This is a genomic window from Chitinophaga pendula (assembly GCF_020386615.1).
Classification (GTDB): domain Bacteria; phylum Bacteroidota; class Bacteroidia; order Chitinophagales; family Chitinophagaceae; genus Chitinophaga; species Chitinophaga pendula.
This window is the reverse complement of the sequence record NZ_CP077769.1, coordinates 4,580,020-4,595,276: the sequence shown is the minus strand read 5'-3', so window position 1 is coordinate 4,595,276 and position 15,257 is coordinate 4,580,020. Positions and strand designations below refer to the sequence as shown.

Genomic DNA, 15,257 nt, shown 5'->3' with positions numbered 1-15,257 from the left:
GATGTACCTGTATTTATAAGTTGTAACGTGTATTGTGTCTGGGTTCATGACAACTTCAGATCTGTATTATTGACCTACAGGTGAGTGATAAGATGCGTTAAAAATATAAAATAATTATTACTGCCTATCATGGTTTTAGTGGTAGTAATTACCTTTATCCTGATAACGTTTTGCTTAATGAGAAGTATAGCCACATTGCAGTTAGACGGAGGGTGTATGGTTTTTGATTTTGTCAATACCATCAGCAACCGGCATGTGCCTGAGGCATATGACTACCTGAGGAGTTACCCGGATTTTCTGGAGTGGGCAGGTAAGGTGGGCCTGCTGGATGAAAGCCGTATCGGGGAGTTGGCCGATTATGCTGCCAGTCATCCGCGTAAGATGGCGATGGCGTTTGATCGTGTGATACAGCATAGGGAGTTATTATTTGAACTGTTTGGCGCTATCGCGTACAAACATGCCCCTGAGCAGGGCGCTGTCATCGCTTATAATACGATACTACAGGAAACTTTTTCCCACATTACAATCACTATTACGAATAAGCAGGCCAGGGCGATGGTTTCGGATACTACGTTGCATTTAGATGTGCCGTTATATTTATTGATCAAGCAGGCATTTGACCTGCTTACGGGAGGCCGGTTGGAGCGTATTAAATGTTGTTCGAATTGTGAATGGCTTTTCTTCGATCATACCAAGAATGGGAAGCGAAGATGGTGCAATATGCAGGTTTGCGGAAGCCGGGATAAATCCAAAAGATACTACCACAAAAAAAAGTACATGTAATGGTATTACGGACACTCCTTTTTGTATTGTGCACCAACGTGCTGCTGCGTATCGGTACTTGTCATCCGAGCCGGCAAATTGCCTATCCAATGCCCCGTCCGGACTCTATTCCTATGCGATTCCTGCCGGAGGTTATACCGGCGGATAAGTTGCATTTCTGTACGGCATTTTCGGCAGACGGGAAGAAGGTCTTTTTTTGCCGGGGTGAAAGGGGAGTCTGGCAGATCTATGAGCTGGCATTGGGGGAATCCGGGAAGTCGATTCCCCGACTGGCTCCATTTTCTGAAGCAAGCTATTCACAGGCAGATCCGTTTGTTACGGCGGATGGCACTTTGTATTTCATTTCCAACCGGCCTGTAAATGCTACTGATACGATAGCTGATTATAATATCTGGCGGACCAGGCCGGAAGGGGAAGGTAAATGGTCTGCCCCGGAATATATTGAGCAGGTGAATTCTGATAGTACGGAGTATTATGTGTCTGTGGCCCGCAATGGTAATCTTTATTTTGCCTCTAACCGCCGGGGTGGTTATGGTGGACTGGATCTGTATGTAAGTGAGGTTGTCAATGGTGCATTTACGACACCTAAAAACCTGGGGGCAATGGTTAATACAACGGGTGATGAGCATGACCCGCTGATCACCGCACATGAGGATTACCTGGTGTTTACTTCTGACCGGCCCGGTGGGTACGGGGAGGCTGATCTTTATTATGCAAAGCAGTCAGGTGGCCAGTGGTCTTATCCTGCGCATATGAGTAACCGGATCAATACTGCTACCTATGAGTATTGTCCGAGTTTTTCTCCTGATGGACAATATTTCTACTACAGCAGTGAGCTTACTATTAAGTGGATGGAGTCAAAATATCTTCCTTTTACGCCAGCCAAATAATCATCTTGGGATATCCTATATAGCGAAACGGGAACTATACGCGATTGTATGGTTCCCGTTTTCTTTTTGGGGCTATCACTGTAGATGAAGTGATGGTATTATTGAGGAGGAGCAGCAACGACTTCCCTGGTAGCGATGTCTATGGGGATGATATTAGATAAATTCTTTTTGGTAGATGCTGATGCGTACTTATGTATTGTTCTTGTATGTGGCAGGAAGTTTCCTTCCAGGCTTGCTACGGTTTTGTTGTAATTACTGACGGTGGCTGTGAGGCTTTTCCCGATGTTTGTTATGTGATCCATTAATATGGTGGTGCGTTCATACATTTCTACGGCGGCGTCTCTGATCTGGTCGATGTTTTCCTGTGTTTTTATCTGGTTCCAGCAATAGCCGATGCTGCGTAATACGGTGATGAGCGTAGTAGGTGTAGCGATAATGATACGATTGTTCAACGCTTCTTCTATTATGCCAGGATATAGCTGTAGTGCTGCTCCAAAGCTGCTTTCGATCTGCATAAACATCACGACAAAGTCTGGTGCTTCGGGGAATTGATCCCAGTAGGCTTTACTTCCTAGTTGTTTGATATGTGTTTTGATGGCGGCAACATGTTTTTCCATCAGTAGTTTTTGCCGGGGTATTTCGTCTGTTTCAAATACTTCGAGGTAAGCGGCCAATGGTACTTTGCTGTCTACGACTACTTGTCTGCTGCCAGGGAGCTGGATCACCATATCGGGGCGCAGCCGGCCGCTATCGCTGTCTGTGCTGACCTGTTCCTGAAAATCGCAGTATTCCATCATACCGGCGAATTCTACCAATCTGCGCAAGGCGATCTCGCCATACCTGCCACGGGAGGTGCTGGTCTTTAAGGCGCTGACCAGGCTGCGGGTTTCTTTGTCTAATGCGACGGTACTTTGTTTCATCTGATCCAGCAGCGTGTTCATATTGCTATAGGCACCTTCCCTTTTTATTTCCAGATCGTTGATCGTTTTATCTATTTTACCCAGGCTTTCTGCCAGCGGTTTGACTACGGCGTCGATTGCCTGTTGTTTTTTATCCAATTCTCCCCTGGCTTCTGTTACTTTCTCTTCTAGTTTTGCTTTGGCTAATTCTACAAAGGAAGTATTGTTATTTTGCAGTGCATGTGCGGATAAGGCGCTAAATGTATCCTTGAGGTGTTGTTGTGCATCTGTCATGAAGCGCTGTTGTTCTTCCAGGCGTTTCGCTGTTGCTTTTTCGCTGGCGTCGAGGCTTGCATTTTCTTCTTTAACGGTTGTCAGGGTATTTTGTAAGTCTGTTATTCTGACTAATGCTTCCTGCTCTCTGTTTTGTAGTTCCAATATGGTTTTGTTCACCTGTTCCAGCGTGGTTTCCAGTGCGGTTTTTGTCTGCAGGGCGTTGGTGAGCATATTTTGCTGCTGACGTAACTCTTCGTTCCGGGCTGCGAGCAGTATCTTCTGTTCCTCGAGGGTAGTCTGCAGCATTGCTACCTGTCTGTTTGCTGCTACCTGGAGGTTGCCGGTGATCGTTTTGGTATTGCTTTTAGCGATGAGCCAGGCTACAGTAAAACCTATGATCAATGCTGCTGAGATGATGAGTGATAAACTAGTCATACGGTCCCCTTTTTTGTTTTAGCTATGTGCTATGTTGCGGTGAAGAAATTGGAGTTAATAATTTCCTCAAAGCTAAGTTGCTTCGAGCAACGTGTGGCAGGGGATTTTTCCGGTATTTGGCAATTAGCGGGAAGGGCGAATGTATCAATGGTCAGATCTAAGTTATCTATTGGTTTGAAATTTGGGGGGATAGGGTACAAAATCTTACAATTATGGCAAAAGCAATATCTGAAGTATCAGATCCGGCGCTTGATCCTGCGATCAACAGCCAGGTAAAGGCCTTTTTGCGGCACCTGAACAGTAGTGATGCAAAACCTATGGAGCAGTTATCGCCTGTGGAAGCGCGAGGTGTGCTGGAAGGCGCTCAACAATCGGTTAGGGTGGACGTATCGGGTGTGGATGTAGAGGAACGTACCATTACGGAGGATGGGGTAAGTGTGGGTATCAGGATCATACGGCCAGCGGGTGTGAAAGAGCGGCTACCGGCGTTTATGTTCTTTCACGGAGGTGGTTGGGTATTAGGGGACTTTCCGACGCATCAGCGGTTCATCCGTGATCTGGTGGTGTATGCTGGTTTGCCCGCTATATATGTGGATTATGATCGCTCTCCTGAGGCAAAATTCCCCACTGCGATCAACCAGGCTTATGCTGCTACGAAATGGGTGGCAGGGCACGGTGATGAGATCAATGTGGATGGAAAGCGGCTGGCGGTAGTGGGGAACAGTGTTGGAGGTAATATGTCTGCGGTAGTGGCATTGATGGCTAAGGAGCGGGGAGGGCCGGACCTGCGGTTACAATTCCTGTTCTGGCCGGTGACCAATGCTGATTTTGATACTTCTTCCTATCATCAATATGCTACGGGCAGGTTTCTGACGCGTAATATGATGATCTGGTTCTGGGATAATTATCTCAATGATAAATCGGAGGGTGTTCACAAGTACGCGTCGCCATTGCGGGCTTCTCTGGAGGAGTTGAAGGGATTGCCTCCTGCTATTATCCAGACGGCGGAGAATGATGTATTACGTGATGAAGGAGAGGCTTATGCCCGTAAACTGGATGAGGCAGACGTACCGGTTACGTTGGTACGTTACCAGGGAATGATCCATGATTACGGGTTGTTGAACCCATTGGCGGATATCCCGGCGGTGCAAAATGCATTATTGTCTGCTGCTGCTGCGATCAGGGTGGCATTACAAGGTTAAAACTAAATTATTTAGTATTTTTATGTTGTTGATATTATACAATAGCATGGAATACTATTATAAAGAAACGCCTTCTCCAGTAGGGCGATTGAAGCTGGTGGCCAGTGATAAGGGTTTGGCTGCTATCTTATGGGAAAATGATGTGCCTACGCGTACGCGTATCCGGCATTATGAGGTGGATGAGCAGCACCCGGTGCTACTGGAGACGGAGCGGCAACTGAAGGAATATTTTAAGGGTGAAAGAAAGGAGTTTGAGTTGGAACTTAATCCTGTGGGGACGGATTTTCAGCGTTCGGTGTGGCATATCCTCACGACGATCCCATATGGTAAAACACTTAGCTATGGGGATATTGCGCGGCAGCTGGGGGATATAAAGGCGGTACGAGCGGTGGGGGCTGCCAATGGGCGGAATCCCATCTCTATTGTGGTACCTTGTCACCGGGTGATAGGTGCTTCCGGCCATCTTACGGGGTTTGCGGGCGGATTGGAGGCGAAGGCTTATTTGCTGACGTTGGAAGGTGCGCGGGGTAATGCGATGCAAATATCTTTGACTTGGGGAGAGGATACCGCCGGATGAGCGAAGTTAGCTATGTGACTTTTCTGTATATTTATAGCAGACCTTTGGATCCTATACTTTCATCTTTAACATCCTTAACATGACCCAGGTACTGTTGATGCTCAGCCTGTTTGCTGCCGTAACGTTTAACAACTGTAACCACACCTCTGATAAAGGCCCTATGACAGCCAAACAGTACGTTTCTCTGCTTAAAGCCAATAAATATCCCAAGTATGATCTGGTGCCGGCATTACGGCCTGCTGATATTGCTGTGTTGATCCAGCATGTCAATGATGAGCAGGTCATTGATAATTATCCTATTCCGGCGATGTCTGCGGCGCAGCATGGTCCGCAGCAGGTCGGTATGATTGTGTTGTATACTATAGAGAGTATCCGGTTGGAGCGTAAGCAAGGTGCCTCGACGCGGCCTTATATTTCGGATACGGCAGATCCGAAGCGGCGGCCCTCGTTGCAAGAGGTAGCACCTTATTATGTACGATGGTGGGAGCATCATAAAGATAATGATGCCGCGGCGTTGAAGCAGTCGTCTCCGCTGGCGGGTACTACATTGACCTGGTAGGTGTAGTCTGACAGCTGCACTTTTTTATAAAGGCATAGCGCCGGTATCTGATTGATGCCGGCGCTATGTTATTTATAAGATGGATAGTGTATGGTGACTATTGATTGATGCGGAATCGTTCGGTGCTCTGTGCGGTGCTGCGGGTGCAGGTCATTGCCTGAGTACCATCTTCGATAGAGACGAACTTGCCGTTATTGCCTTTAAGGGAGATGGTGCCATCTGTATTTTTTATCCACTCGAACTGTTCCCAGGGGCCGATGGCGGGGCGGTCGCAGATCATGGGTTTCAGGCCATTTTCGGAGCAGACATATTTGCCGCTGTTCAGCAAGGCTACTTTACCATTACCGGCGGATACTACTTTAAACTGTTCCCATCCACCGACGGCGGGGCGGTTGCATATCATTGGCTGTGCGCCGTTTTCGCTGCATACGTAGTTATTGTTAGCGCCTTTGAGGGTGATGATTTGACCGATGGGGAGGTCGCCATTAGGGTCGGGATTTGTAGGGCCTGATTGCTGTACTTTCTGGATGGTGCCATCGGCGTTGTAATAGAGTTTATCTACGCAGATGGATCTGAGCCAGTCGTTTTTGGAGATGGAGCTGTTGTGATAGAAGGCGTACCATTGTCCTTTGTATTCTACGATGGAGCCATGATTGGTATAGCTATCGGTAGGGTCCATGTAGATGCCGCGATGTGTCCATGGGCCGAGGGGGCTGTTGCTGGTGGCATATCTCATTTGGTTGTGGCTGTCGCCTACGTCATGGTTATCGGAGTAGGAGAGGTAGTAAACGCCATTGCGTTTATGTACCCAGGAGGCTTCGTGGAAGTCGACGAGGCCCTGCATGGTTTGCATGGCGCCATCGATCTCCATCATGTTATTTTTTAGTTTACCTCCTTTACAGGTGCCACCACCGCCGTAGTAGAAATAGGCCTGGCCGTCGTCGTCGACGAAGACGGTGGGATCGATGAACGGTTCGAGGTTGGGGATGTAGCCTTGTACGGTGAATCCGCTGGCGGGGTTGGTGCTGGTGGCTACTCCTATTTTCCAGGTGCTGCCCCAGTCGGTACCGCTGGGGTGGGGGAAGTAGAAGTAGTATTTGCCATTTTTGTAGGCGCAGTCGGGCGCCCACATAAAGCCACCTTCGGGGCGCCCCCAGGGTACCTGGCTGGCGCGCAGTATTTCGCCATGATCGGTCCAGTGTACCATGTCGTCGGTAGAGAATACGTGGTACTGATCCATCAGGTCGCAGCCTCTGGGAGGGTCGATGTCGTGAGATGGATAGACATACAGGCGACCATCGGCCCATACGTGGGCGGAGGGGTCGGCGGTGTAGATCGATGTTACGAAAGGATTTTTTGCCATGTCGGCGGCGCGTAGATTTTCAGATGCCGGGAGATTGGCGGTGTCTTGTTGCCGGGAGGTGGCTTGTTTTTTACAGGCGGCGGCGGATACCAATAGCGCCGCTGTCACAAGCGTGAGAAAAAGGGTTTTCATGTGCGGAATTTTAGCGTAGATTTTAATACCTATCAAGGTAATAAATAGGGGATGTTCCTGCAAGCAGTAAAATTGATGATAGTTGAGCGGATATTGTACGGGATGGAAGATTTTTCTTTGACAGGGTAGTGAGGAAAGGCGGGGGGATGCGGGAAATGCAGATAAAATGCAGGATATTGCATGATATAGCCTATTCCGGAGTATCATGGGTGAATTAGTACAGATCAAACAAGCTATTTATCGGTTCCTGTCATTGAGTGAGCATGAGTGGGAGGATTTTTCCATCCATCTGCGGATACGTTCGTTTCGCAAGGGGGAATTTCTGATACGTGATGGTCAGGTAGAGAATTCTATTTACTTCCTTAATACGGGGGCGACCCGTAATTATTTTTTGCGGGAGGATAAGGAGTTCACGGTGGATTTTCATTTTGCGGGGGAGTTTGTGACGGCTTATTATTCTTTGATCACGCGGGAGCCCAGTAGTGTTTTTATTGAATTGCTGGAGGATGCGGAGGTGGTAGAGCTCCCATATAAGTTCCTGAATGAGTTTTATGCCCGCTATCATAATGGGGAGCGTATCGGCCGTTTGATAGCGGAGTTCCAGTATGTCAGGCGATTGCGTAAGGAGATGGATCTGTTATCGCGTACTGCTGAGGAGCGATATGCGGAATTAATGCGTAAGCACCCTACTCTTATACAGCAGATATCTGTGAAACACCTGTCCTCCTATCTGGGTATACAACCGGAGAGCCTGAGTCGCATACGGAAGCTGCACCTACGAAACTAACATACATCATTTTCCGGCTGTGGTGTAATGCGGACCTTCGAGATCGTTAATTACATTTATATGGAAACGATCCTGGTACTTTTTATTAGTTTTATTCTTTCCCTTGTTATTTCGAAGCTAGTGACACGGCGGGTGCAGCTGATATTCAGCGGTAACCTGGCGATGTGTCTGATGTTGTTCCTGACGGCTGCCGGGCATGTATTATTTGCGAAAGGCATGACGATGATGTTGCCTGCATTTGTGCCCTATAAAACGGCGGTGGTGTATGTTACCGGGCTGTTGGAGCTGGTGTGGGGAATTGCTTTATTATTTCCTGCCCTGCGGCTGGTGACGGGGTATATGCTGATCATCTTTTTCGTGTTGATATTGCCTGCCAATATTTACGCGGCGATGTTGCATCTCAACCTGGCGAAGGGGACCTATGATGGTCCAGGTCTTGGATATCTGTGGTTCCGGGTGCCTTTGCAGGTATTATTCACCGGGTGGGTTTATTATTTTTCCATCAGGCCTTACCGTTATTCTGTCACTGTCAAATAGGGATATATGTCAGGATATACTGTTTATGAGGTAGATGTTACGAATGGCGAATCGGTGGTGTTTGTCAATAGTATCCGGGCGCGGAACCTGGTAGGATTTTTATGGTTATGGCGCCGGTTGCCCCGGATGATCCGGTCGATACGGCGGGAGCCGGGAGCTTATGAGTGTATACCTGCCTTGGTGAGTCCGTGGCAGGTGGTGATGGTGAGTTACTGGTATAGTTCGCGGGAGTTGGGAGGATACTATCGCGGTGAAGCTCATGTGGAGTGGACGGCTTTTCTTGGGAAACACCCACAATCGTTGGCGATGTTTTTTGAGCAATTTCCTGCCCGGCACTCGGGTAAGTATGTGAATGGTACTTTCGGGTTGGGGCGTAATTTCCGGCGGAAGATGCCTTGATGCGATGTGGATGTGACTAGGTTGTATAGTGGTATTTTATAGAGAGCGGTTGTCTATAAGAGGCTGGCCGCTCTCTTTCATGATACGGTATTACTTTTTATGCTCGAACTTCTTTATAGCATCTGCTGTGACAGGTGTGAAGAGGTTGACGAGGTTGCCATCGGGGTCGCGGAGTAAGAGTGATTTATTTCCCCAGGGCATTGTTGCGGGTTCCTGCACGATAAAAGGTTGGAGAAAGGCGGCTAGTCTTTCATAGTCCTGTTCTACGTTATCGACCATGAATTCGATGATGGCGGAATGATTATGTGCGGCCTGGGCTACGCTGTCGCCACCAAAGAATTGTAGTGTTCTTGTACTGCCGATGGCTAATGTTGCCGTTTGGGTTTGCAGCTCGGCGAAGTCTGGTGTGTATTGGATCACTTGCATACCAGTTACTTGTTCATAGAATTTTACCAGGCGATCTACGTCTGCTGTAATAAGGCGAGTGGATACTAAGTTCATTTTTCTGCTATTTTTATTTGTATAGCAAAGCTAGTGGTGTGTTATGACAAGGGCTTGTCAGGGGTCTTAAAATTTTTTTCTTTTTCTGCCAAATACTCCTGCAGTGATAATTTATGGGGTACAAAACTCATTTCCGTTTGCCGGATCTTCAGCAGTCTGTCCAGTCTAAACATTCTATAGTCCTTTCTTAGTCTGCAAAAGGCGATCATTGTCCAACTTTCTTTCAGGGAATAGTATAAGGCAAAAGGTTCGACTTGTCTGTCTGTTTCTTCGTTTTTATGTTCGGAGTGGTAGGTGATATACAGTACTTTAAAGCTTGTCAGGGCGTTCTGGATAATTGTCAGGGAGTTGGTGATGTTTTTGTTTTCGAAGGCGGGGCTGACGGCGACTCTTTTAGCCAATATTTCAATTTTCTCTTTGGCAGCATATTGCAATACGGCTTTTACTTTGTCGATGGCTTCGGAGTAGGCTTTGATCAGTGAAGCGTCTCTGTTCTTCCGTACCAGCTGTTCTACTATAATTAGTGCATTGGCTTCATTTTCGGTGAACATGAGTGGAGGTATTTTATATCCTTCCATGAGGGAATAGCCTTTTCCATCTTCTGTGGTGATGGGCACGCCGGCTTGTTCGAGTGTTTTAATATCTCTGTAGATGGTCCGGATGCTTACATTGAATTTTTCGGCCAGGCTGGTTGAGGTAATCAGTCGTTTTGTCTGCAGTTGGATGAGGATTGCAGTCAGTCTTGATATCCGTGTTGAGTCGGTGTTGCCCATTTTATTGCGAAGTAATAGCTGCAAAGCAAATAAAAAAATAGCATGGTGGCTATCTGTTTGGCAGGTGGCCACCATGCTATTTTACAAAATACGGACAGTACTGATGGTTAGCTGTCTTTATTTCACGTGTTTGCTGACTACTTTGGCCAGTTCGAACATGGATATCTGTGATTTGCCATCGAAGAGTATTTTGAGTTTTTCGTCGGCGTTGATCATCCGTTTGTCTTTGGTATCCTGGAGGTTATGGGCTTTAATATAGTCCCAGATCTTTTTGGTAATCTCTGTTCTTGGGAGTGGGGTATTGCCGATAACGTCTGCCAGTGCTTCGCTAGGTGTTAGTGGGGCTTTAAGGCCAGTATTAGCGGTAGATTTACTTTTGGAAGCTGCTTTGCTTGTGTTTGCCATGACAATTAGGATTTGCGTTGATTAAGCGGTTTCATCTGCTGTTGGCAGATAATAAGTTTATTATATAGCCAGCCTAAACTATGCCAGTGCTGGCGAAGTTTGTTTTATTATTGATAATCAGTATGATAGATTGTATTTGATTAGTTTTGACCGATATTCTCCAACATTTCCGGAAAAAAAATTCACGGAGCTATGTAACAAATTGTGTACGGTGCATACCAATTATGCAAAACACTACAACATGAAACATAGAATCAACAGTCTGTTACTGGTAATTGTTTTGATCTTTGGTATTAATCGGTCTTATGGACAGGAGTCGACTTCTCTTTTGTGGGAGATCAGCGGGAAGGGGTTGGCGAAGCCATCTTATTTATATGGTACGATACATATGTTGTGTCCGGAGGATTTTGAGATAAAGGAGAAGACGAAACGGGCTTTTGAGCGGAGTACTAAATTGGTATTGGAGATCAATTTTTCGGATACTGCGGAATTAAAGGCTTTGCAGCGGTCTGCTGTGGGGGATAAGAAGATAAGCGAGCAATTGACTGCGGAGCAGTTAAATAAGCTGGAGTTGATATTGAAGGAGAATCAGATGACGTTGGCGCAGGTGGATCAGTTTTCGGGTATGACGCTGATGAGTTTGTTGATTATGAAGTCATTGCCTTGTCCGCAGCAGAAGTACTATGAATTTGAGTTTATGCGTATGGCGAAGCAGGCGGGTCATAGTATGGGAGGTTTGGAGACGGTAAATGAGCAGATAGGTGCTATGAATCAGTCTTTTTCATTGACGGATATTATCGTGCAGTATGGTAATATCGCGGAGTACCGTAGTTTTTTCAATAAGATGGTGGCGGCTTATAAGGCGGAGTCTTATGTCGCTATCGGAGAGATGGTACGTGACCGGCGGTATATGACAGCGCAGGCGGAGCAGTTGATGTTAACGGACCGGAATCATCAGTGGATAGAGCGGATGCCTGTTATGATGCAAAGGGAAAGTGTTTTCTTTGCGGTAGGTGCGGGGCATCTGGGGGGACCAGAAGGGGTGATCAATCTATTGAAGAAAGAAGGATATACAGTAAAGCCGGTGAATCAATAAAACTAAATTGGTGAGAGACTCCGAACAGGAATTTTTGCAATTGATCAACGAACATAAGGGAATACTGCATAAGGTTTCCAGGATGTATATGCATGCGGAGGCGGATAGGGAGGATCTATATCAGGAGATTATTTTACAGCTCTGGCAATCTTATGGAAGTTTTAACGGGCAGAGTCGGTTTTCGACCTGGCTATACAGGGTAGCGGTGAATACGGCGATCACGTATTTCAAGAAGGATCGCCGGCGTCCGGATGTTTCTTTTGGAGATAGTTTACCGGATGTGAAGGCGGAGGGGGTAGAGCCTATTAAGGAGTGGCAGTTGGTTGTATTTTATCATGCGGTGCAATTATTGAATCCGATCGAGAAGGCGCTTATTTTTTATTTTATGGAAGGGCTTTCGCATAAGGATATTGCTGCGAACCTGGGTATTTCTGAAGTTAATACCCGTGTAAAGTTGAATCGTACGAAGGAGAAATTGCAACAGCTTATAAAAAAGCAAGGTTATGAATTTTGATGACATTAAATCTGCCTGGCATCAGGAGCCCTCTTCTGACTGGCGGGAGATCACGGTGAATGATCTGTATGGAAAACATGCGGCGCATCCTATAGCGCGGTTGCGGAAGAACCTGCGATTTGAGTTGTATGCGCAGGGGGTTGGTGTGTTGGTGTTAGGCTTTTTCCCGCAGCTATTTGGTATGGGTGGGGGGCTATACCTTTACTATTACCTGTTGTATGCATTGGTGATATTGCTCAGTGTTTATTATATTTCCCGTATATCGGTTTTTTATAAGCAGGTGTTGCATTACGAGGTGAACTCGCGGGAAAGCCTGTTGCGGCTTTATTATGAGTTGCGGCTTTATATAGAGGTGTACAAGTCGTTTATGATCGCATTATATCCTTTTGCGTTAGTGATGATCGTGTTAGTGGAGTTTGATGCTATGCCAGCCATCAAGGATAAGTTGCTTTGGGTGATTTTCGTCGGGGTATTTTTTACGGTGATGTTGATATTGGCGACGATATTGTGGATCAGGGAGTTTTATGGTAAGTATGCGACGATGTTGTTGATATTGCTAAAAGAGCTGGATGAAGAGCCTTTATAAGGGGCTCTTTTTTATTTCGCTGAGATATTGAATGATCTCTTTCCATTTTTGTTTTTGTTGCGGATTGTTGGCGTTTGTTTGTTCGAAGTGTATGGCCCAGTCTAGGGGAGTGCCTTGGTATACGAGGTCGATGATGCTGGTGTTGGCGCCTGCGGTAACGAGCAGGTGAACGGCTTGCGGTGCGCAAGCCTGTACGGCCTGGTGGAGGGCGGTGGCGTGGCTATGGAATCCGCTATCGGTGGCGGGGAAAGCATCGAGGTCGATACCGGATTTTACGAGTAGTTGTAGCAGTTCGTGTTTTCCGGTGAAAGCGGCGACGGTGATGGCCAGTTCGATATCTGTGGGAGTTGCCTGTTGCAGCAGGGGGATGATATCATCGGTGCGCTGGAGGCCGACGGCGAGTGGGAGTGTGAGTGAGGCCCCCCGTTCCACTAGTCTGGCGGCCGCTTCGTTATTGCCCTGTGCGACGGCGGAGAGGCCATTGTTGGGGATGGCGCCTGCGTCGATGAGGAGGTCAATGAGATCGATCTGTTTGCCTGACAGGCGGGCGGTGCGGCCGGTTGCGATCAGTTCGAGGGCATAATCCAGCTGGAACTGTAGGCTGCCCGGGGCATGCTGGCGTACGGCGGTGATGATGTTGTTAGTGATATCGAATATTTTGGCTGGCCAGCTACCGGTACGGATGGGATTGTCGGCGAGGAACCAGAGTAGGAAGGGGCGTCTGAAATATCCTTCCAGGGGAGTATCCAGGCGGCGGGTGACCAGTTCGGGGTGTGCTGTTAGCAAGGATTGCAAGGCGGCGGGGTCGTCGGCATCTATTGCTGCCAATGCTTGTCCGAACAGGGGATCGTTGATCGCTGTGGTACTCATTGTTGGAACGTTTAAAAAGTGTGTTGCCAGTTATTGTGATTGTCCTTACATATATACGAAATTATTTGTTGTTGGCGGTGGTGGAGAAGTGTGTTTTTATTTCGCTGATAAGTTTTGGGATAATGGGATTGGTTTTATCGATGAAGGCTGCTTTCCAGGCACGTTTGGCCAATGCTGGTCTGATGGGGAGTGTAATGATCTCTTTGGTTTGGAGGTATGGTTTTACGGCCCAGTTGGCCATTATGCCGATGCCCATGTTGGCGTTGATCATTTCGATGATGGCTTCTGTAAGTTGTACGCGGCTGATATTTTTGGGCGGTGTATCGCCGAAGAAGGCGCGTAGCTGGAGGCCATCGGCTGTTTTGGTTTCGTAGGCGATGAGGTGTTCGCCGGCGAGGTCGGCGGCGGTGAGTGATTTCCTGGAATTGGCGAAGGGGTGGTGCTGGGAGAGGATGGCGACGTTGTGGTCGTTGAAGAGTGGGGTGAGGTGAATGCCTGTGTGGGTGGGTTTGTCGCTGATCAATGCGATATCCAGTTTGCCATTCAGGAGGAAGGAGAGTGGGTCTGCGGTGGCGTTGGCGATTATTTGTATATCGATGTTATTATTAGCGGCTTTGAGGCGGGTGATGATGGGCGGAAGCCAGTGGTAGCAGGTATAACATTCTGTGCTGATGCGGAGGGTATGTGTTTTGCCCTGGCGGATTGCGGTGATATCGTCGTTGAGGCGGGCCAGCAAGGGGAGTATGTCCTGGGCGCTTCGCCATATTTTTCCGGCGGCTGGTGTGGGTATCATTTTTTTGTTGACCCTTTCGAACATTTTTATGCCGGTGCGGGTTTCGAGGTCGCGTAGCTGGTGGCTGAGAGCGGATTGGGAGAGGTACATTTTCTCTGCGGCATTGGTGATAGAACCTTCCTGTATGATGGCGGTTATCAACTGAATATCCTTGGTTTCTATCATGAGTATTTTTCATTAAAATTACGAAAACAATTCATTTTCCTAATGTGTGATAGCACGTAGTTTTGTTGTTCACTAAATATGATGTTATGATAGCGACATTAAAGAAATACACGGAAGATTGTGTGGAAGAGGCTTTCCTGGAAGCGAAGTTACAACAGCGTCCTTTGCTGATCGATTTCTGGTCACAGGGGTGTAAGGGATGTAAAAAGATGGAGTTGGTGACTTATCAGGATGCGGAGGTGCAGCGTTATTTGCAGGAGCATTATGTGCTGGTGAAGTATGAAGCGGCGAAGGTGGACAAGGCATTTTCGGACGATTATCTTTCTTTGGCGTTGGCATGGTCGCCCTCTTTTTATGTGTATGCTCCTGACGGGACGATTGTGCGTCAGGCGGTAGGGTATTTGTCGCCGGGGCAATTTATTGCGGAGTTGTCTTTGGGTAAGGCGCAGTGGTTGTTGCGGAAGGGGCAGCCGGCGGCAGCGGAGGAGTTGTTGTTGCGGATCAGCGAGGAAAGTGCGTATGATGTATTTAAGCAGGAGGCGTTGTATCTGGCGGGGGTAGCGGCCTTTTTTAAGGAGCGCCGTGATGTGTCGGCTGTGGGGCCGAACTGGGAGGTGTTATTGGCTAAGTACCCTTCATCCCGTTGGGCGGAGCGTGCGAATGTGTTGGATATTAAGCTGTAGCAGTAGTATTTTTCTGTACGCCTGCCGGTTAT

The 15,257-nt window shown here is 47.6% G+C and carries 19 protein-coding genes; 12 read left to right on the top strand and 7 right to left on the bottom strand.

Annotation, left to right across the window (positions count from 1 at the left end):
• The first annotated feature begins 177 nt into the window (after positions 1-177).
• Entirely contained in the window at positions 178-783 is a 606-nt protein-coding gene (locus tag KTO58_RS16435; RefSeq protein WP_198315217.1) for a CGNR zinc finger domain-containing protein, read from the top strand.
• Positions 783-1,673: a PD40 domain-containing protein gene (locus KTO58_RS16430; RefSeq protein ID WP_095838326.1), complete on the top strand. Its 891-nt coding sequence runs from the start codon at positions 783-785 to the stop codon at positions 1,671-1,673. The genes KTO58_RS16435 and KTO58_RS16430 overlap by 1 nt, the downstream gene beginning before the upstream one ends.
• 98 nt (positions 1,674-1,771) lie before the next feature.
• On the opposite strand, the gene KTO58_RS16425 is transcribed toward KTO58_RS16430, so the two are convergent.
• Positions 1,772-3,283: a DNA recombination protein RmuC gene (locus KTO58_RS16425; RefSeq protein ID WP_225859793.1), complete on the bottom strand. Its 1,512-nt coding sequence runs from the start codon at positions 3,281-3,283 to the stop codon at positions 1,772-1,774.
• Positions 3,284-3,495: 212 nt separating this feature from the next.
• Between KTO58_RS16425 and KTO58_RS16420 the strand changes: the two genes are divergently transcribed.
• From KTO58_RS16420 to KTO58_RS16410, 3 genes are all read left to right on the top strand, one after another.
• A complete protein-coding gene (locus tag KTO58_RS16420; protein ID WP_095838328.1) occupies positions 3,496-4,485 on the top strand; it encodes an alpha/beta hydrolase in 990 nt (329 codons plus the stop codon).
• A gap of 22 nt (positions 4,486-4,507) precedes the next feature.
• Positions 4,508-5,062, top strand: a complete 555-nt coding sequence (locus KTO58_RS16415; RefSeq protein ID WP_225859792.1) for a methylated-DNA--[protein]-cysteine S-methyltransferase — start codon at positions 4,508-4,510, stop codon at positions 5,060-5,062.
• A 79-nt stretch (positions 5,063-5,141) separates the two neighbouring features.
• Positions 5,142-5,621, top strand: coding sequence for a DUF4943 family protein (locus KTO58_RS16410; protein WP_095838329.1), 480 nt, complete (start codon positions 5,142-5,144; stop codon positions 5,619-5,621).
• 97 nt (positions 5,622-5,718) lie between these two features.
• On the opposite strand, the gene KTO58_RS16405 is transcribed toward KTO58_RS16410, so the two are convergent.
• Positions 5,719-7,116 carry a family 43 glycosylhydrolase gene (locus KTO58_RS16405; protein WP_225859791.1) on the bottom strand — a complete coding sequence of 466 codons (1,398 nt, stop codon included), beginning with the start codon at positions 7,114-7,116 and terminating at the stop codon, positions 5,719-5,721.
• Between the two features lie 205 nt (positions 7,117-7,321).
• Here KTO58_RS16405 and KTO58_RS16400 point away from each other — a divergent pair, with 205 nt between their 5' ends.
• From KTO58_RS16400 to KTO58_RS16390, 3 genes are read left to right on the top strand one after another with little or no spacing between them, the layout of a single operon-like run.
• Entirely contained in the window at positions 7,322-7,903 is a 582-nt protein-coding gene (locus tag KTO58_RS16400) for a Crp/Fnr family transcriptional regulator (protein WP_095838330.1), read from the top strand.
• Between the two features lie 60 nt (positions 7,904-7,963).
• Positions 7,964-8,440, top strand: coding sequence for a DoxX family protein (locus KTO58_RS16395; protein ID WP_095841535.1), 477 nt, complete (start codon positions 7,964-7,966; stop codon positions 8,438-8,440).
• 6 nt (positions 8,441-8,446) lie between these two features.
• Positions 8,447-8,839 (top strand): hypothetical protein, encoded by a 393-nt coding sequence (locus tag KTO58_RS16390; protein WP_095838331.1) that lies wholly within the window; start codon positions 8,447-8,449, stop codon positions 8,837-8,839.
• Between the two features lie 90 nt (positions 8,840-8,929).
• Here the strand turns inward: KTO58_RS16390 and KTO58_RS16385 are convergent, their stop codons facing one another.
• From KTO58_RS16385 to KTO58_RS16375, 3 genes are read right to left on the bottom strand one after another with little or no spacing between them, the layout of a single operon-like run.
• On the bottom strand, positions 8,930-9,340 hold the full coding sequence (locus tag KTO58_RS16385; RefSeq protein WP_095838332.1) for a VOC family protein: 411 nt from the start codon (positions 9,338-9,340) through the stop codon (positions 8,930-8,932).
• A 41-nt stretch (positions 9,341-9,381) separates the two neighbouring features.
• A complete protein-coding gene (locus tag KTO58_RS16380) occupies positions 9,382-10,188 on the bottom strand; it encodes a helix-turn-helix transcriptional regulator (RefSeq protein WP_198315218.1) in 807 nt (268 codons plus the stop codon).
• A gap of 42 nt (positions 10,189-10,230) precedes the next feature.
• Positions 10,231-10,518 carry an SWIB/MDM2 domain-containing protein gene (locus KTO58_RS16375; protein ID WP_095838334.1) on the bottom strand — a complete coding sequence of 96 codons (288 nt, stop codon included), beginning with the start codon at positions 10,516-10,518 and terminating at the stop codon, positions 10,231-10,233.
• Between the two features lie 241 nt (positions 10,519-10,759).
• Here KTO58_RS16375 and KTO58_RS16370 point away from each other — a divergent pair, with 241 nt between their 5' ends.
• The 3 genes from KTO58_RS16370 to KTO58_RS16360 are packed head-to-tail and all read left to right on the top strand — an operon-like array spanning position 10,760 to position 12,714.
• Positions 10,760-11,614, top strand: coding sequence for a TraB/GumN family protein (locus tag KTO58_RS16370; protein WP_095838335.1), 855 nt, complete (start codon positions 10,760-10,762; stop codon positions 11,612-11,614).
• Positions 11,615-11,624: 10 nt separating this feature from the next.
• The gene (locus KTO58_RS16365) at positions 11,625-12,128 is read left to right on the top strand and encodes an RNA polymerase sigma factor (RefSeq protein ID WP_095841536.1); all 504 of its coding nucleotides are present in this window, start codon (positions 11,625-11,627) and stop codon (positions 12,126-12,128) included.
• A complete protein-coding gene (locus KTO58_RS16360; protein ID WP_095838336.1) occupies positions 12,118-12,714 on the top strand; it encodes a hypothetical protein in 597 nt (198 codons plus the stop codon). Before KTO58_RS16365 ends, KTO58_RS16360 begins: the two co-directional genes overlap by 11 nt.
• On the opposite strand, the gene KTO58_RS16355 is transcribed toward KTO58_RS16360, so the two are convergent.
• Together KTO58_RS16355 and KTO58_RS16350 are read right to left on the bottom strand one after the other, a co-directional pair.
• Complete coding sequence (locus tag KTO58_RS16355; protein WP_095838337.1) at positions 12,709-13,584, bottom strand: ankyrin repeat domain-containing protein; 876 nt, start codon at positions 13,582-13,584, stop codon at positions 12,709-12,711. The two genes, KTO58_RS16360 and KTO58_RS16355, sit on opposite strands and share 6 nt — an antisense overlap.
• A gap of 61 nt (positions 13,585-13,645) precedes the next feature.
• Positions 13,646-14,542 carry a LysR family transcriptional regulator gene (locus KTO58_RS16350; protein WP_095838338.1) on the bottom strand — a complete coding sequence of 299 codons (897 nt, stop codon included), beginning with the start codon at positions 14,540-14,542 and terminating at the stop codon, positions 13,646-13,648.
• Between the two features lie 86 nt (positions 14,543-14,628).
• Here KTO58_RS16350 and KTO58_RS16345 point away from each other — a divergent pair, with 86 nt between their 5' ends.
• A complete protein-coding gene (locus KTO58_RS16345) occupies positions 14,629-15,225 on the top strand; it encodes a thioredoxin family protein (protein WP_095838339.1) in 597 nt (198 codons plus the stop codon).
• The last annotated feature ends 32 nt before the right edge of the window (positions 15,226-15,257 follow it).